This is a genomic window from Vogesella lacus (assembly GCF_979366295.1).
The window spans coordinates 225,140-240,200 of the sequence record NZ_CEETQT010000004.1 but is presented as its reverse complement, the minus strand read 5'-3'; the positions used below and the strand labels follow the sequence as shown (position 1 = coordinate 240,200).

General features: G+C 62.5%; 13 protein-coding genes. 5 read left to right on the top strand and 8 right to left on the bottom strand.

Annotated elements, in window-relative coordinates; translation table 11 throughout:
• Window positions 1-6 precede the first annotated feature (6 nt).
• Complete coding sequence (locus ACZ9W6_RS06900; RefSeq protein WP_465190357.1) at window positions 7-852, bottom strand: LysR family transcriptional regulator; 846 nt, start codon at window positions 850-852, stop codon at window positions 7-9.
• A 111-nt stretch (window positions 853-963) separates the two neighbouring features.
• On the opposite strand from ACZ9W6_RS06900, the gene ACZ9W6_RS06895 reads away from it, so the two are divergent.
• A complete protein-coding gene (locus ACZ9W6_RS06895) occupies window positions 964-1,686 on the top strand; it encodes an SDR family oxidoreductase (RefSeq protein WP_465190356.1) in 723 nt (240 codons plus the stop codon).
• A 20-nt stretch (window positions 1,687-1,706) separates the two neighbouring features.
• Here ACZ9W6_RS06895 and ACZ9W6_RS06890 read toward each other — a convergent pair whose 3' ends face one another.
• Entirely contained in the window at window positions 1,707-2,495 is a 789-nt protein-coding gene (locus ACZ9W6_RS06890) for an AraC family transcriptional regulator (RefSeq protein ID WP_465190355.1), read from the bottom strand.
• Window positions 2,496-2,588: 93 nt separating this feature from the next.
• On the opposite strand from ACZ9W6_RS06890, the gene ACZ9W6_RS06885 reads away from it, so the two are divergent.
• Window positions 2,589-3,803, top strand: coding sequence for an MFS transporter (locus ACZ9W6_RS06885; protein WP_465190354.1), 1,215 nt, complete (start codon window positions 2,589-2,591; stop codon window positions 3,801-3,803).
• 194 nt (window positions 3,804-3,997) lie between these two features.
• Complete coding sequence (locus tag ACZ9W6_RS06880; protein WP_465190353.1) at window positions 3,998-4,279, top strand: hypothetical protein; 282 nt, start codon at window positions 3,998-4,000, stop codon at window positions 4,277-4,279.
• A gap of 323 nt (window positions 4,280-4,602) precedes the next feature.
• On the opposite strand, the gene ACZ9W6_RS06875 is transcribed toward ACZ9W6_RS06880, so the two are convergent.
• A complete protein-coding gene (locus ACZ9W6_RS06875) occupies window positions 4,603-5,919 on the bottom strand; it encodes a serine hydrolase domain-containing protein (RefSeq protein WP_465190352.1) in 1,317 nt (438 codons plus the stop codon).
• Between the two features lie 721 nt (window positions 5,920-6,640).
• Here ACZ9W6_RS06875 and ACZ9W6_RS06870 point away from each other — a divergent pair.
• Window positions 6,641-7,543, top strand: a complete 903-nt coding sequence (locus ACZ9W6_RS06870) for a hypothetical protein (protein WP_465190351.1) — start codon at window positions 6,641-6,643, stop codon at window positions 7,541-7,543.
• Window positions 7,544-7,629: 86 nt separating this feature from the next.
• On the opposite strand, the gene hutH is transcribed toward ACZ9W6_RS06870, so the two are convergent.
• From hutH to hutC, 5 genes are all read right to left on the bottom strand, one after another.
• On the bottom strand, window positions 7,630-9,165 hold the full coding sequence (gene hutH / locus ACZ9W6_RS06865; protein WP_465190350.1) for a histidine ammonia-lyase: 1,536 nt from the start codon (window positions 9,163-9,165) through the stop codon (window positions 7,630-7,632).
• A gap of 87 nt (window positions 9,166-9,252) precedes the next feature.
• A complete protein-coding gene (gene hutU, locus ACZ9W6_RS06860; RefSeq protein WP_465190349.1) occupies window positions 9,253-10,941 on the bottom strand; it encodes a urocanate hydratase in 1,689 nt (562 codons plus the stop codon).
• A 58-nt stretch (window positions 10,942-10,999) separates the two neighbouring features.
• On the bottom strand, window positions 11,000-11,932 hold the full coding sequence (hutG, locus tag ACZ9W6_RS06855; protein ID WP_465190348.1) for a formimidoylglutamase: 933 nt from the start codon (window positions 11,930-11,932) through the stop codon (window positions 11,000-11,002).
• 4 nt (window positions 11,933-11,936) lie between these two features.
• Window positions 11,937-13,172 (bottom strand): imidazolonepropionase, encoded by a 1,236-nt coding sequence (gene hutI, locus ACZ9W6_RS06850; protein ID WP_465190347.1) that lies wholly within the window; start codon window positions 13,170-13,172, stop codon window positions 11,937-11,939.
• Between the two features lie 182 nt (window positions 13,173-13,354).
• Window positions 13,355-14,083 (bottom strand): histidine utilization repressor, encoded by a 729-nt coding sequence (gene hutC, locus ACZ9W6_RS06845; protein ID WP_465190346.1) that lies wholly within the window; start codon window positions 14,081-14,083, stop codon window positions 13,355-13,357.
• An 82-nt stretch (window positions 14,084-14,165) separates the two neighbouring features.
• Between hutC and ACZ9W6_RS06840 the strand changes: the two genes are divergently transcribed.
• Window positions 14,166-15,032, top strand: a complete 867-nt coding sequence (locus tag ACZ9W6_RS06840) for a D-hexose-6-phosphate mutarotase (protein ID WP_465190345.1) — start codon at window positions 14,166-14,168, stop codon at window positions 15,030-15,032.
• Window positions 15,033-15,061: the final 29 nt, after the last annotated feature.

Here is a 15,061-nt window from a genome sequence, read left to right as displayed (position 1 = left end):
GCGATCTCAAACCGGCTCAGCCATGCCCCGGCCAGCCAGCTGCTTGTGCAGCCATTGCAAGGCCGGGCTGTCTAGCGCCTGTGCGGCATAGCACAGGCCGATGCGCCGGCTCAGCGTCGGGCTAAGCAGGGGCAGCGCCCGCACGCCCGGCTGACCCTGTAACAGCGACAGCGGCAGCAAGGCCACACCCAGGCCGGCGGCCACCATCTGCCTCGCCAGCCGCAAACTGCCCGCGCGCGCCGCCAGCGTCAGCGCCACCCCGTGTTCGCCATGCATGGCCAGTAGCCGCTGATGCGAGGGATGATCCGGGCAGGTAATCCAGTCCAGTTCGGCCAGCGCCGTGATATCCACCGCCGCAGGCAGGTTGGCCGCAGCCTCGGCCGATACTGCCAGCTGGTAAGGCTCTTCCCACAGGGGCAAAAACAGCTCGTCCTCGCAGCGGTTTTCCTCTGCGGCCAACCTCGCCTCGCCGCTACAACCCGGCTGCACGCTCAGCAACAGGCCCGGCACCTGCTGCCGGGCAAAGCGCAACAGCGCCTCGATATGGCTGTCGGCCACATCCTCCTCTACCCCCAGCGTCAGCGGCAGGCAGCTATTGCGCTGGCGAAACTGCGTCTGCAATTGCTGCGCCTGCGCCAGCAGCCGTCTGGCTTGCGGATACAGCAGGCGGGCCGCCTCGCTGACGGCGACGCCGCGTGCCTGCCGCTCGAACAGGCTGGTCTGCAGCGAGTCTTCCAGCTGGCGGATGGTGACCGACAAAGTCGGCTGGGTGATATGCAGCCTTTGCGCCGCCGCCGTGATGTTGCGCTCTTCAAATACCGCGACAAAGGCCTTCAGCTGGCGAATATCCATAGATAAATCCGATGCCTGACAGAGAAATTAATCATTTTTCAGTGTGAATGACGGCTAATACACTTTGCCCATCACTCAGTCATCCATTTTATCTATTAATCGGAAGAAGTCATGACCAAAGCTCTGATCATCATTACCGGTGCCAGCTCCGGCATCGGCGAAGCCACCGCCCGCCTGTTTGCCAGCCTTGGCCACCCGCTGCTGTTGCTGGCCCGCCGTATCGAGCGGTTGCAGGCGCTAGCCCTGCCCGCCAGCCTGTGCCGCGCCGTCGATGTGCGCGACCGTGCCGCCATCTTGGCCGCCGTGGCCGAGGCCGAGGCGCTGTACGGCCCTGCTGACGCCATCATCAACAACGCCGGTGTGATGTTGCTGGGCGAAGTCGCCAGCCAGGACCCAGTCGAATGGCAGCGCATGCTGGACGTCAATATCGGCGGCGTGCTCAATGGCATTCATGCTGTGCTACCCGGCATGCAGGCCCGCCGCCACGGCACCATCATCAATATCAGCTCGATTGCCGGCCGCAAGACCTTTCCCAACCATGTGGCCTATTGCGGCACCAAATTTGCCGTGCATGCCATCAGCGAAAACCTGCGCGAGGAAGTCGCCGGCCACGACATCCGTGTCATCACCATCGCGCCGGGTGCGGTAGAAACCGAGCTGCTCGGCCACACCAGCAGCGAGGCCATCAAACAGGGTTATCAGGAATGGAAGGCGCAGATGGGCGGCGTGTTGCGCGCCGAGGATGTCGCCGACACCATCCGCTATGCCTATCAGGCACCGCAAAATGTCTGCATCCGCGAAATCGTGCTGGCCGCCACCCGGCAGCCTGCCTGAGTCTGGCGCGCGGCCGCCACTCAAGCAGCCGGCTGGATGCTGAAGAATTCGCTGGGTACCACGCCGAACTGGCGGCGGAACATCGCGGTAAAGGCGCTGGGGCTGGCATAACCGGCATCCAGCGCCACATCCAGCACCCGTCTGCCGGCGGCCAGCTGCGCCAGCGCATGCATCAGCCGCGCCTGCCGCCGCCAGGCCCCGAAGTTCATGCCGGTGGCGCGCTGGAAGCGGCGCTGCAGCGTGCGCACATCCACGCCCAGCCACGCCGCCCAGTCTTCGCTGCTGCGCTCGTCGTCCGGCTGCGCCTGCAGCCGCTGGCACAGCGGCGTCAGCAGGTCATCATCCGGTAGCGGCAAGGCCAGTGGCAAGGTTTCCAGTACCTCGCATTCCTCCAGCAGCAGCGCCAGCAGGCGAGCGGCGCGGGTATCGGGCAGCACCGGCGGCGGGGTGCGCACCGCGGCCAGCAGCAGCTCGCGCCACAGCGGCGTGACTGCCAGCACGCAACATTGCTGCGGCATGCCGGCCAGTGCGTGCGGTTGCACATAGACGCTGCGCACCTGTGCCGGGCCTAGCATATGCACCTCGTGCCAGTGGCCGGGCGGAATGTAGATGGCGCGGCTGGGCGGCACGATCCACTGCCCGCGCGGGGTGAGCACGCGCATCACGCCGGCAATGGCGTACAAGAGCTGGGCCGTGCTGTGGGTATGCCGCACGGTGGCGTAGCCGGCGGGGTAATCCTGGGTCTTGCCTATCATCAGCGTGGCGCTGGTGAGCAGTGGCGGGTGGATATCTTCGATCAATGCAGACATGCCGTTTTCTCGATAGTTGATGCCCGTACGCAGCAAGACAGGCAGTGATGGCGATTCTAGGATGGGTGACCTTCCCCCCACAAGGAATCCGTCATGAACACCGCAACCTCCGCCGCCCCGGCTGCGGCCAACCTTGCTGCCAGCACTAACCCACCGCACTGGCGCGTGATCGGCGCCGTCAGTGTGGCGCACTTTCTCAACGACCTGATGCAGTCGCTGATCCTCGCCATTTACCCGCTGCTGAAGGGCAATTACGCGCTGAGCTTTGCCCAGATCGGCCTGCTCACCTTGGTGTACCAGTGCACCGCCTCGCTGCTGCAACCGATGGTCGGCATCGTCACCGACCGCCGGCCACAGCCTTACGCCATGATGCTGGGCATGCTGTCCACGCTGGCCGGCCTGCTGTTGCTGTCGCAGGCGACGCAATATGGCTGGCTTCTGCTGGCCGCCGCGCTGATCGGCACCGGCTCGTCCATCTTCCACCCCGAGTCGTCGCGCGTGGTGCGCCTCGCCTCGGCCGGCCACAAGGGCCTGGCGCAGTCGCTGTTCCAGGTCGGCGGCAACGGCGGCACAGCCACCGGCCCGCTGCTGGCCATGCTGTTGATCCTGCCCTATGGCCAAGGCAGCCTCGCGTGGGTGGCAGTACTGACACTGGTCGCCATGGCCGTGCTCTGGCAAGTCGGCAACTGGTATCGCGCCCAGCTAGCGCACGCAGCCCAGCGCAAGGCCAGCGTGGCGGCCAACCCGCTGTCGCCGGCCGACACCCGCAAGACGCTGGCGGTGCTGATGGCACTGGTGGTGACCAAATACACCTATATGGCCAGCCTGCACAGCTACTTCACCTTTTATCTGATCGAGCGCTTTGCGCTGCCCACCGCCAGCGCGCAGCTCTACCTGTTTGCCTTCCTGCTGGCGGTCGCCGTCGGCACCCTGCTCGGCGGGCCGCTGGGCGACCGCATCGGCCGCCGTCGCGTGATCTGGTTTTCCATCTTCGGCAGCGCGCCGTTTGCACTGGCGCTGCCACACGTTGGCCTCAACGCCACGCTGGCTTTGGTGGTGATCATCGGGCTGATTCTGTCGTCGGCGTTCTCGGCCATTCTGGTGTACGCGCAGGAGCTGCTGCCGCAGAAGGTCGGCACCATTTCCGGCCTGTTCTTTGGTCTCGCCTTTGGTGTGGCCGGCCTCGCCGCCGCCTTGCTGGGCCAGCTGGCGGATCATGCCGGCATCCAGACCGTATACCAGCTGTGCGCATGGCTGCCACTGGCCGGCATCATCGCCGCGCTGCTGCCGGAACTGCGCAAGCGCTAGCCTGATAAATCATTACCACCTGTCTGCCAGCCATAAACTGCCGGCAGACAGGCCATGCCGACCATCCCGGCGCAAAAATGACATTAAACTTGACATGATTTGCCAGCCACCACCAAGATTCGCCATCGAAAACACATGGAATATCACGAGGCAAACAGCGCTGGCACACTGGCACCAGTACCTCGTTCAGTCTGATGGAAAACCTGTCCGAAGATATTGTCAAAGGCGTGCTGCGCCTGATCGGCGCTGTCTGCCGCCTGCTGTTCTGGCTGGTCATTGACTGCGGCTGCTACCGCTTGCCGTGGTATCTGGGTTGGCCGCTGTGCCGCCTGCTGAGCTTTGGCCGCTTTCCGGCTGAAGACATCAGCGACTATTCGCGCTCAAGCCTCGGCACGCGCCTGCTGGTCGCCCTCGTCGGCCTGCTGGGCATCGCCTTGCTGATTGCGCTAGTCATCTCCCAGACCGGCAGTTACTGAGGCGCCACCCCGGCCTTGCCGTTCACTCAAGGTCGGGGGCTACAGTTGTGCTGCCAATGCGCCAAAACGGTCGCTGCCGCCCGCGCCAAATCCGCTGCGCTCTGTCTGAATGGCATCCACCGCAAGCGCCTGGCCTTGCCCACACCCGAGGCGAATCCGAAACGACGTTGGCCGCAAACTTTGCAGTCTGCGGCCAACGTTCTGAGGGATTTATCTCGGTCAATACCGGGCGGCTTTGCCTTCTGCCCAGACAGGATTCGCGATGCTGATGCCTGCAAGCAGGCAAGGCCACACCCACGTCAGCGAATGTGGCCTTGGCCCGATCAGCGCTTCATCAGATATTCGGCGACAGCCTGATAGGCCGGCAGGCTGGTCGGGTCATTGGCACTGTTGGCCGCTTGCGGGTGCGAGGCAAAGCGCACAATCACCATCTCGGCGGTCGGGTCGATATACAGCGTCTGGCCGTGCACGCCACGCGCGGCATAGGCACCGTGCGCATTATGGAACACCCACCACATGCTGCGATAACTGCCGCCCGGCAAGGCGCGATAGCCCGCCTTGGCAAAAGCCTGCTTGTCGCCGCCGGCACGAATACTTTGCACCACCGAGGCAGGGAACAAGGCGCGGCCATCAAGCTTGCCGCCATCCAGCAGCAACTGGCCGACCCGCCCCAGATCACGCAAACCGGCGCTCAGGCCGCCACCGGCAAACGGCGTGCCCTTGCCATCCACCGTCATTAAGGCCGCCTGCTCTGCCCCCAGCGGCTGCCACAGCCGCTCGCCCAGCAAGGTTGCCACATCCTTGCCGCTTACCCGCGACACAATCCAGCCCAGCACATCGGTATTGACGGTCTTGTAGCCAAAAGCCTGGCCATGCTCGCCCTGCTGGCGCACAGTCTTCAGATAGTCGAAATAACCGACCGGCCCGCGATAGCCTGCCGGCTTGGGCAAGGGGCTGGCCGCAGCGGCATAGGCCCACACATCCGCCTTCGGGTCAGCGTAGTTTTCGCTGTAAGCCAGCGCCGTCGTCATGTCCATCACCTGGCGCACCGTAGCGCTGGCAAAGGCACTGCCTTTGAGCTCCGGCACGATATCCACCACCCGTGCTCCTTCATCTAGACGCCCCTCGGCCACCAGCATCTGCGCCAGCAAACCGGTCAGCGATTTGGTCATCGACATCGCCGCATGCTTGCCATCCTCGGCCAGACAGCCGCGATACTGCTCGTACACCACCTTGCCACGATGCAGCACCAGCACCCCGTCGGTAAAGTTGGCCGCCAGCGACTCGCGCCAGCTCATCGGCTGGCTGGCCCCGCTCGGGGTAAACATCACGCCATCAATGCCCGCATCCAGCGCATACGGCAGTGCGCGTGGCGCGCCCAGCCCGCGTTTCACCTCGCGCGTCGGCAACAGCTCCTGCATATGGCAAACCGACCAGCGCATCTTGGGAAAGCTGAAAAAATTGCTGTCCGGCTGCATCACCAGCTTTGCCGGCGCGGGCGGAAAGCCCTGCATCCAGCCCATTTTCTGCGGATCAGAATCCGCATCCGTCCATGCCGGAGCCGCCATCGCCACGCCCGTGACACCCGCCAGAAACCATGCGGCCACACCTCGCTGCCAGCTGCCTTGTCTTGCTGCCATATATCCTCCTGATCCTGACCGTCCCGACCACCAGACGGCCTTGCCGGCCATCATTCCTCACCATGACTATGGCAATAAAATCAAAAACTGTATGGAAATGTGCAGGCAAACGCTGCTGACAGGCTGTGCCAGCCCGATAGCACCACCGCCACGGGGACATGGTGCGGGTGGCTGCTCCGTCAGTGAGTAGCGGTTTTTAATCGGGACGAGCAGAAAGGAAGTTGGCCGCAAGCCTAAACCCTGCCCGACGCCACCCTTGCCCGTCAGCGCGAGCCGGGCAAGCTGCTGTGCCACGGGTTTTAAGCCGCCGCTTGTCCGAGTGGCGAGCCGTTAGCGATCTGCGTGCAAATCTTTGATTTGCTCAGCGATGCGATTTGGCGGCGCCCGTGGTGCAGCAGATTGCACGGGGTTTCGAGCAGCGGCAGGCGAGCCGGGGTGCAAGGGGGCGGCGGCAAGCCCCCTGCCCGTCATGCCGGGCGGAACCGGCATGCAAAACCAGCATCCGCGCAGCGGATACAAAACCCAAAACGACGTTGGCCGAAAAACCTCACGGCATGCGGCCAACCTTGGTCATGATGAATCGCGGTGAACGTTGGGCTTCATTTCATTCAGCCCAACCTACGTGCTGCGGATATTGTTGTCACCATTCACGTGATTAGGGCTTGACATACTTCACTCAGTGAATGTAATGTTCATCAACTTCATTCAGTGAGTGAACATCATGAGTTTACTAATCAACCTTATTCATTCCGCTGCTAAGGAATTTGACGATAGAACCTATCCTCCAGAAGTCTACTATCACTTGCTCGAGCAAATTCAAAGTGCGAGCACCCCTACAGACCTTGGCCAAGCATTATCGCGGGCTATTGCGTGGAAAGATGGAAAAATCAGACGAGATCCGAATGGCCCCTACATTGCATTTCCATCCAACACACACTATCGGATCGAGAGCACAAAGCCAAATACCCTTGATGATAATCACATAAAAATTCTTTGTTCTGATGAATTTTTTAATTGGGCAGCACTAATCCGTGAACTAAATCACTTTGAAGTTAATTTGATTCTTGATCTAAATCGTCGTTTCAAACTTTGGTCTAGTGTTGTAATTCCAGTTTTTGTTTTGCATTGCTTGCGTCCACAAGTATTCCCAATTGCTGATCGGTGGGTCTTACTCGCCTACAACCTTTTCGCACTAGATCCAGATGGCTCACTTGATATCAACACGAGGGTATCTATTGAGTCATATGCAAAGTATCAGGCATGGTGGCTTCGCTTATTAGCAGAGGCAGGAATTAATCCTATGTCTGCGCAATTTAATCAACTGAAATTGATAGATTCTGGCCTTTGGTCATTAGGCAAGCGAGCTTCGGCCATAGTAAAAACTCTTGAACATGAAAAAGACGATAGCGAAAAAATCGACACTGTTACCAGTTTACCCAATCTAGAGATGGGCACTGACTCGAAAGACTTCAAACTACGAGCTATTGCATTAAGAAACAGTGGTAAAACCCAGAGACAGGCAATTATTGATGCAGCAGCAGAACTAGGAATAAAACTCAAACCATCATATATCAATTATCCAGGTAGCCACTTTGAACGTTGGAGGAAACAAGGATTGGCATGAACAAGATGTAGAAAAAGGGCAAGCCTCGCGACTTGCCCTTTTTCACATCCCCTTGCGGCCAACCTTGGCCGCAAGCTATCCCACCCTTACAGCGACGGCAGCAGGCCGTCGATGGCGAAGCGGTTGTACTCGGCACGCGAGATCAGCGCGGCGGCTTTCTCGATGTCCGGCGCGAAGTAGCGATCCTTGTCGTAGAACGATACCTCGGCACGCAGCATGGCCTTGGCGCTTTCCAGCGTTTCAGCTGCCTTGTTCGGCGCGCGGAAGTCTACGCCCTGGCAGGCTGCCAACAGTTCTACCGCCAGAATGCCGGCGGTGTTGTCGGCCATATCGCGCAGGCGGCGGCCGGCGAAGGTGGCCATCGATACGTGGTCTTCCTGGTTGGCGGAGGTCGGCAGGCTGTCAACGGAGGCCGGGTGCGCCAGCGACTTGTTCTCGGATGCCAGTGCCGCGCCGGTGACCTGGGCGATCATGAAGCCGGAGTTCACGCCGCCGTTGTTGACGAGGAACGGTGGCAGCTTGGACAGGTTGCTGTCGATCAAGAGGGCCATGCGGCGTTCGGACAGCGAGCCGATTTCGGCAATCGCCAGTGCCAGATTGTCGGCAGCAAACGCGACCGGCTCGGCGTGGAAGTTGCCACCGGACAGGATGTCGTTGTCGGCCGCAAACACCAGCGGGTTGTCGGAAACGGAGTTGGCTTCCACCAGCAGCACTTCGGAGGCCTGACGGATTTGCGTCAGGCAAGCGCCCATCACCTGTGGCTGGCAACGCAGGCTGTACGGGTCTTGCACCTTGCCGCAGTTGACGTGGCTTTGGGCGATTTCCGAGCTGTCACCCAGCAGTGCGCGGTATTGCGCGGCGGCGTCGATCTGGCCTTTGTGGCCGCGTACCTGATGGATGCGGTCATCAAACGGGGTGCGGCTACCTTGGGCGGCTTCGACCGACATCGCGCCGGCTACCGAGGCGGCGACGTACAGGTCTTCGGCGGCAAACAGGCCTTCCAGCGCGAAGGCGGTCGATGCCTGGGTGCCGTTCAAGAGCGCGAGGCCTTCTTTCGGCGCGAGGGTAATCGGCTCGAGGCCGGCGGAGCGCATCGCTACCGCGCCCGGTACGCGCACGCCGTCGACAAAGGCTTCGCCTTCGCCGATCAGCACTGCGCTCATATGCGACAGCGGGGCCAGGTCGCCGGAAGCGCCAACGGAGCCCTTCTGTGGAATCACCGGATAGATGCCCTTGTTGAACAGGGTGATCATCGCGTCCAGCACCACGCGGCGGATGCCGGAGAAACCGCGTGCCAGCGAGTTGATCTTCAGTGCCATCACCAGACGCACGGTGCTGTCTTTCATCGGCTCGCCGATACCGGCGGCGTGCGACAGCACGATGGAGCGCTGCAGCAGTTCCAGCTCTTCCGGCGCGATCTTGGTGTTGGCCAGCAGGCCGAAACCGGTGTTGATGCCGTATACGGTGCGGTTTTCAGCCAGCACGCGCGCCACGGTGGCGGCGGAGGCGTCGATGGCGGCGTGGGCAGCCGGGTCCAGTGCCAGCTGTACGGCCGGATTGCGCGCGATATGACGCAGCTGGGCCAGGGTGAATTTGCCCGGAGTAATAGTGATGGTGCTCATGGTGGTCTTTCCTGTTGCGCAGCCAGTTTCTGGCCACGACGAGTATTCGGGTGCTGCGGCCAACCTGATGAGTTGGCCGCACGCGGATTACTTGATCATCGGCAGCTTGAGGCCAAAACGCTTGGCCGCGGCCACGGCTTGCTCGTAGCCGGCATCGGCGTGGCGCATTACACCGGAGCCGCAGTCGTTCACCAGCACGCGGGCCAGACGCTCGGCAGCGGCGTCGGTACCGTCAGCCACGATTACCATGCCGGAGTGCTGCGAGTAGCCCATGCCTACGCCGCCACCGTGGTGCAGCGATACCCAGCTGGCGCCACCGGCGGTGTTCAGCAGCGCGTTCAGCAGCGGCCAGTCGGATACGGCATCGGTGCCGTCCTTCATGGCTTCGGTTTCGCGGTTCGGGCTGGCTACCGAGCCGGTGTCCAGATGGTCACGACCGATCACGATAGGTGCTTTCAGTTCGCCATTTTTCACCATCTCGTTGAAGGCGAGGCCGGCAATGTGGCGCTCGCCGAGGCCGAGCCAGCAGATACGTGCCGGCAGACCCTGGAAGCTGATGCGCTCGCGCGCCATGTCCAGCCAGCGGTGGGTGTGCTTGTTGTCAGGGAACAGTTCCTTGATCTTGGCGTCGGTCTTGTAGATGTCTTCCGGGTCGCCGGACAGCGCCACCCAGCGGAACGGGCCCTTGCCTTCGCAGAACAGCGGACGGATGTAGGCCGGCACGAAGCCCGGGAAGTCGAAGGCGTTCTTCACGCCCTTGTCGAAGGCGACCTGGCGGATGTTGTTGCCGTAGTCCACGGTCGGGATGCCCATGGCCTGGAAGTCCAGCATCGCCTGTACGTGCACCGCGCAGCTCTGTGCCGCTTCGTCGGTGAGGCGGGCGTGCAGTTCCGGCTTGGTCTGCGCGTCTTTCCACTGTTCCACCGTCCAGCCGATCGGCAGGTAGCCGTTGATCAGGTCGTGGGCGGAGGTCTGGTCGGTGACCAGGTCCGGCTTGATACCGCCGGCCTGGGCGCGTTTCACCAACTCCGGCAGCACTTCGGCGGCGTTGCCCAGCAAGGCGATGGAAACCGCTTCTTTCTTGGCAGTGTGTTCCTTGATCAGTTCCAGCGCATGGTCGATGTCACGCGCCTGCTTGTCGACGTAACGGGTACGCAGACGGAAGTCGATGCTGCTCTGCTGGCATTCGATGTTCAGCGAGCAGGCACCGGCCAGGGTCGCGGCCAGCGGCTGCGCGCCGCCCATGCCACCGAGACCGGCGGTAAGGATCCACTTGCCCGACAGGTCGTTGTTGTAGTGCTGGCGACCGGCTTCGACGAAGGTTTCGAAGGTGCCCTGTACGATGCCTTGCGAGCCGATGTAGATCCAGCTGCCGGCGGTCATCTGGCCGTACATGAACAGGCCCTTGCGATCCAGCTCGTTGAAGTGGTCCCAGTTCGCCCACTTCGGCACCAGGTTGGAGTTGGCCAGCAGCACGCGCGGCGCGTTGGCGTGGGTCTTGAACACGCCGACCGGCTTGCCGGATTGCACCAGCAGGGTTTCGTCTTCGTTCAGCTCTTTCAGGCTGGCCAGAATCTGGTCGAAACATTCCCAGTTACGCGCAGCGCGGCCGATACCGCCGTATACCACCAGACCTTGCGGATTCTCGGCCACGTCCGGGTCGAGGTTGTTCTGCACCATGCGGTAGGCCGCCTCGGCGATCCAGTTCTTGCAGTTCAGTTCGGTGCCGTGCGGGGCGCGGATGACGCGGCTGGCGTCAAAACGTGGGTCAGTCATGAAAAGCTCCTAGGGGGTTCGCTGTGTCAGGTGTTGTGTTGTAGCCAGGCGGCCAGCGTTATCGCCGCAGCTGACGCGTAATGCTCCAGGCCAGACGCGCGGCGGCTTTGGCACCGTGGCTGTCCTGATCAAAAACCGGGTTGAATTCAACAAGGTCGGCACCGGCCAGCTTGCCGCTGCGGGCAATCTTGGCCACCAGGGTCTCGACCACGCTGATGTCGACGCCGAAGCCGGCCGGAGCCGACACCGCCGGCATTTGCGCGGCAGGCAGCACGTCCAGATCAATCGTCAGATAAACGGCATCGACGCTGTCGATGAACTCGGCCAGCTGGTGACGCGCATCGGGCAGCTGCCATGGCGTCATGTCGCTGTCGAGCCGCCACTCGGCACCCAGCTTGGCCGCAGTCTCGAACAGTGCGCGGGTGTTGGCGGTTTCAGCCACACCGAGGCACAGATAGCGGAAAGGCTGGCCCAGCTCGCCACAGGCGGCGGCAATCTGCGCAAACGGCGTGCCGCTGGTGGCTTCGCCCGCGGTACGCAGGTCGAAGTGGGCATCAAAGTTGACGATGCCGATGCGCTTGCCGGCGTGGGCACGCGCCAGACCCAGCCAGTGGCCATAGGCCGTCTCGTGGCCGCCACCGAGTACCAGCGGCAGGTGGCCGGCCGCGACGATGTCGCTGACCGCTGCGGCCAACCTTTGATGTGCGGCATCCAGATCGCCGTCGTCGCACACCACGGTGCCGGCGTCGTACAGCGGCAAGGTCGGGTGGTAGGCGAGATTCGCCAACGCCTTGCGCAGCGCCAGCGGGCCATTCACCGCACCGGTGCGACCCTGATTGCGGCGCACGCCTTCGTCACAGGCAAAGCCCAGAATGGCGATGCCGGCCGGCTGGCCAGCGGCCAAGGGCTGTACCACCTGATGCCAGCGGCGGGCGGCGTCGCCCTCGGCGGCGTCGATACGGCCGCTCCACATGCTCATGTCGATAGTCATTGCATTAACCCTCGTGCTGCACCACGCCACGGAACACGCGGCGGGTCAGCGGATTGGTGCCGAGGCCGTAAACGATCTCGGCCGGATGTTCGATGTCCCACAGCAGCAGGTCGGCCACGAAGCCTGCGGCCAGCTGGCCATGCGTCTTGCCACGACCCAGCGCCTTGGCGGCGTGGCGGGTGGTGCCCAGCAGCGCTTCTTCCGGCGTCAGGCCGAACAAGACACAGGCCTGATTCATCGCCAGACGAATCGAGGCAAATGGGCTGGTACCCGGATTCAGGTCGGTCGACACCGCCATGGCCACCTTGGCCGCACGCAGCTTGTTCACCGGCGGCTTTTGCGTTTCGCGCAAAAAGTAATACGCGCCCGGCAGCAACACCGCCACGGTGCCGGATTCGGCCAGCGCGGCGACGCCAGCATCATCCAGATATTCGATATGGTCGGCCGACAGGCCGCCGAATTCGGCCACCAGTGCCGCGCCATGCAGATTCGACAGCTGCTCGACATGACCTTTTACTTTCAGGCCGTGTGCCTGTGCCGCCTCGAACACGCGGCGGGTTTGCGCCGGTGAAAAGCCGACGCCTTCGCAGAATACGTCCACCGCCTCGGCCAGACCTTCTTGCGCGGCAGCGGGGATGATCACCTCGCACACATGGTCGATATAGCCGTCGGCATTGCCGGCGAATTCCGGCGGCAGCGCGTGGGCAGACAGCAGCGTGGTAGACACTTCCACCGGCAGCGCGGCTTCAAGCCGGCGCGCGGCGCGCAGCTGCTTGAGCTCGTCACTCAGCGTCAGGCCGTAACCGGATTTCATCTCGATGGTGGTGACGCCTTCCTTCATCAGCGCCTTCAGGCGCGGCAGGCTGACGAGGGCCAGTTCGTCTTCATCGAGACGGCGGGTGGCGCGCACGGTAGAGATGATGCCGCCGCCTTCGGCCGCGATCTGCTGGTAAGGCACGCCGGTCAGGCGCTTTTCCCACTCGGCAGCGCGGTTGCCGCCGTACACCAGATGGGTGTGGCAGTCGATGAAGCCCGGCGTCAGCCAGCGGCCCTTGCCGTCGATGATCTCGCCGGCGTCGGCAAAGGCGCGCAATGCGCTGTCTTGCGGCAGCACGGCATGAATGCGGCCGTCCTTCAGCCACAGGGCGTGACCTTCGAGTGCGCCATACGGCGCAGGGTTGGCCGCATCGCAGGTGGCGAGGCGGACATTGATCCACAAGCTCTGGTCGGGTCGGGACATGGTGATTCTGCTGCTTCGATTTAATTGTATATACATTTAGACCAAGAATGCGCGCAGGTCAAGTCCAAGCTTCTGCTGCAATGCAACACAATTAATCCGGTAACAAGCAAAAAAACCTTTAAAAACAAAACGCCACATCGAAATGTGGCGTTGTCGGGCTTGTTGCTTAAATGTATATACAATTAAGTTTTGCGTACCCGCGTCTGCGAACGCAGCTTGTACTGGCTGCCCGGATGCAGCAGGCGGGCAAAGCTCACCAGATGCTTGCCCGACCAGGTACGGCGCAGCACACGCAGGCAAGGTTCGGCCGCCGTCACCTGCAACAGCCGCTGCTCTTCGGCATCCGCCAGCACCGCCTCGACGGTGTGCTCGACATCGGTCAGCGGGCAGTTGCGCATCAGCCAGGCATTCGGCGTTTCGCGGCTGAAGTCATTCAGCAGATAACCGGGCGCCCATTGCGGGCTCACATAGCGGTCTTCGATCTGGATGGCGGTATCGTCCTCGAAGTGCACGATCAGCGAGTGATATACCGGCTCGCCCATGCCCAGCTTGAGTCGCAAGGCCACCTCGTCGCTGGCGGTTTCCTCGCGCACAAACACCAGCTCGGCGCGATAGGCATGGCCACGCCGCGCGATTTCCTCGGCGATATTGTTGACGTCCAGCAGCGGCGACTCGGCCTTGCGCTCGGCCACATAGGTGCCGTCACCGGCATAGCGGATCAGCACGCCCGCCTCGGCCAGATCGCGAATCGCCTTGTTCACCGTCATGCGCGACACGCCAAACTGGCGCGCCAGCTCGACCTCGGGCGGGATCTTGGCACCGGGCGCAAAGCTGCGCTGCTTGATGCCGTCGAGGATGAAATCGCGGATGCGCAGGTAATGGGGCTTGGAAACGGGTTTGCTGGCTGTCATGGCGCTGATTGTAAATTGCTCTGGTCAAAAAGCCCAACTGGCCTTACGTTATGGCTATTGTGCACCGAACCGGAATAACACCATGACGCATCCAGTCCATCCTGATCTGCTGGTTGCCGGCGTGCGCGCCATCGAACTGGCAGACGGCGTACCCGGCCTACGCTTCACCCATGAGCTGTTTTCCGCCACCCTCAGCCTGCAGGGCGGCCAATTGCTGGATTTCACCCCCGCTGGCGGCAAGCCGCTGCTTTACCTCTCGCCTGCGGCCAACCTTGTGCCCGGCAAGGCGATTCGCGGCGGTGTGCCCTTATGCTGGCCGTGGTTCGGCAAGCACCCGACTGATGCCAGCCGGCCGCAGCACGGCGTGGCGCGTACCGCGATGTGGAGCGTCAGCGCTATTGCCCGCCACGAGTTCGGCATCACCGTGAAACTGGCCGGCCCGCACGACGGCACGCTGGAATCCACGCTGACACTGGAATTCGGCCGCAGCCTCGCCATCACCCTCAGCACCCACAATGCCGGCAAGGAGCCGCAGCGCATCAGCCAGGCGCTGCACAGCTATCTGGCGGTATCGTCCCTGCCTGACACTCGGCTGCAGGGCCTCGGCGGCCTGCCTTATCAGGACAAGCTCGACGGCGGCGACAAGATCTGGCCCGAGGGCGACTGGCAAGCCAGCGGCCCGTGCGACACGGTGGTCAACGGCGCACCGGCGCTCAACCTGCAAGATCCGGGCTGGCAGCGCCGCATCGAGATCGGCAGCGAAGGCTCGGCCAGCACCGTGGTGTGGACACCGTGGCAAGCCGGCGCAGCAGCACTAGCCGACCTGCCCGACGACGGCTGGCAGCATTTTCTCTGCGTCGAGACAGCCAATGCCGGCGCGGATAGCCGCGAAATCGCGCCGGGCGCCAGCCATCATCTGCTGCAACGCCTGACGGTAGTGCCGCTATAATCGCTTTCTTTTGTCGAACCGGATGTACA

Excerpts from the sequence above, each read along its gene's own strand:
- ACZ9W6_RS06840 (WP_465190345.1), top strand. The coding sequence starts at position 14,166 with ATGACGCATCCAGTCCATCCTGATCTGCTGGTTGCCGGCGTGCGCGCC.
- hutU (WP_465190349.1), bottom strand. The coding sequence starts at position 10,941 with ATGACTGACCCACGTTTTGACGCCAGCCGCGTCATCCGCGCCCCGCAC.
- hutH (WP_465190350.1), bottom strand. The coding sequence starts at position 9,165 with ATGAGCACCATCACTATTACTCCGGGCAAATTCACCCTGGCCCAGCTG.
- hutI (WP_465190347.1), bottom strand. The coding sequence starts at position 13,172 with ATGTCCCGACCCGACCAGAGCTTGTGGATCAATGTCCGCCTCGCCACC.
- hutC (WP_465190346.1), bottom strand. The coding sequence starts at position 14,083 with ATGACAGCCAGCAAACCCGTTTCCAAGCCCCATTACCTGCGCATCCGC.
- hutG (WP_465190348.1), bottom strand. The coding sequence starts at position 11,932 with ATGACTATCGACATGAGCATGTGGAGCGGCCGTATCGACGCCGCCGAG.
- ACZ9W6_RS06870 (WP_465190351.1), top strand. The coding sequence starts at position 6,641 with ATGAGTTTACTAATCAACCTTATTCATTCCGCTGCTAAGGAATTTGAC.
- ACZ9W6_RS06885 (WP_465190354.1), top strand. The coding sequence starts at position 2,589 with ATGAACACCGCAACCTCCGCCGCCCCGGCTGCGGCCAACCTTGCTGCC.
- ACZ9W6_RS06890 (WP_465190355.1), bottom strand. The coding sequence starts at position 2,495 with ATGTCTGCATTGATCGAAGATATCCACCCGCCACTGCTCACCAGCGCC.
- ACZ9W6_RS06895 (WP_465190356.1), top strand. The coding sequence starts at position 964 with ATGACCAAAGCTCTGATCATCATTACCGGTGCCAGCTCCGGCATCGGC.
- ACZ9W6_RS06875 (WP_465190352.1), bottom strand. The coding sequence starts at position 5,919 with ATGGCAGCAAGACAAGGCAGCTGGCAGCGAGGTGTGGCCGCATGGTTT.
- ACZ9W6_RS06900 (WP_465190357.1), bottom strand. The coding sequence starts at position 852 with ATGGATATTCGCCAGCTGAAGGCCTTTGTCGCGGTATTTGAAGAGCGC.
- ACZ9W6_RS06880 (WP_465190353.1), top strand. The coding sequence starts at position 3,998 with ATGGAAAACCTGTCCGAAGATATTGTCAAAGGCGTGCTGCGCCTGATC.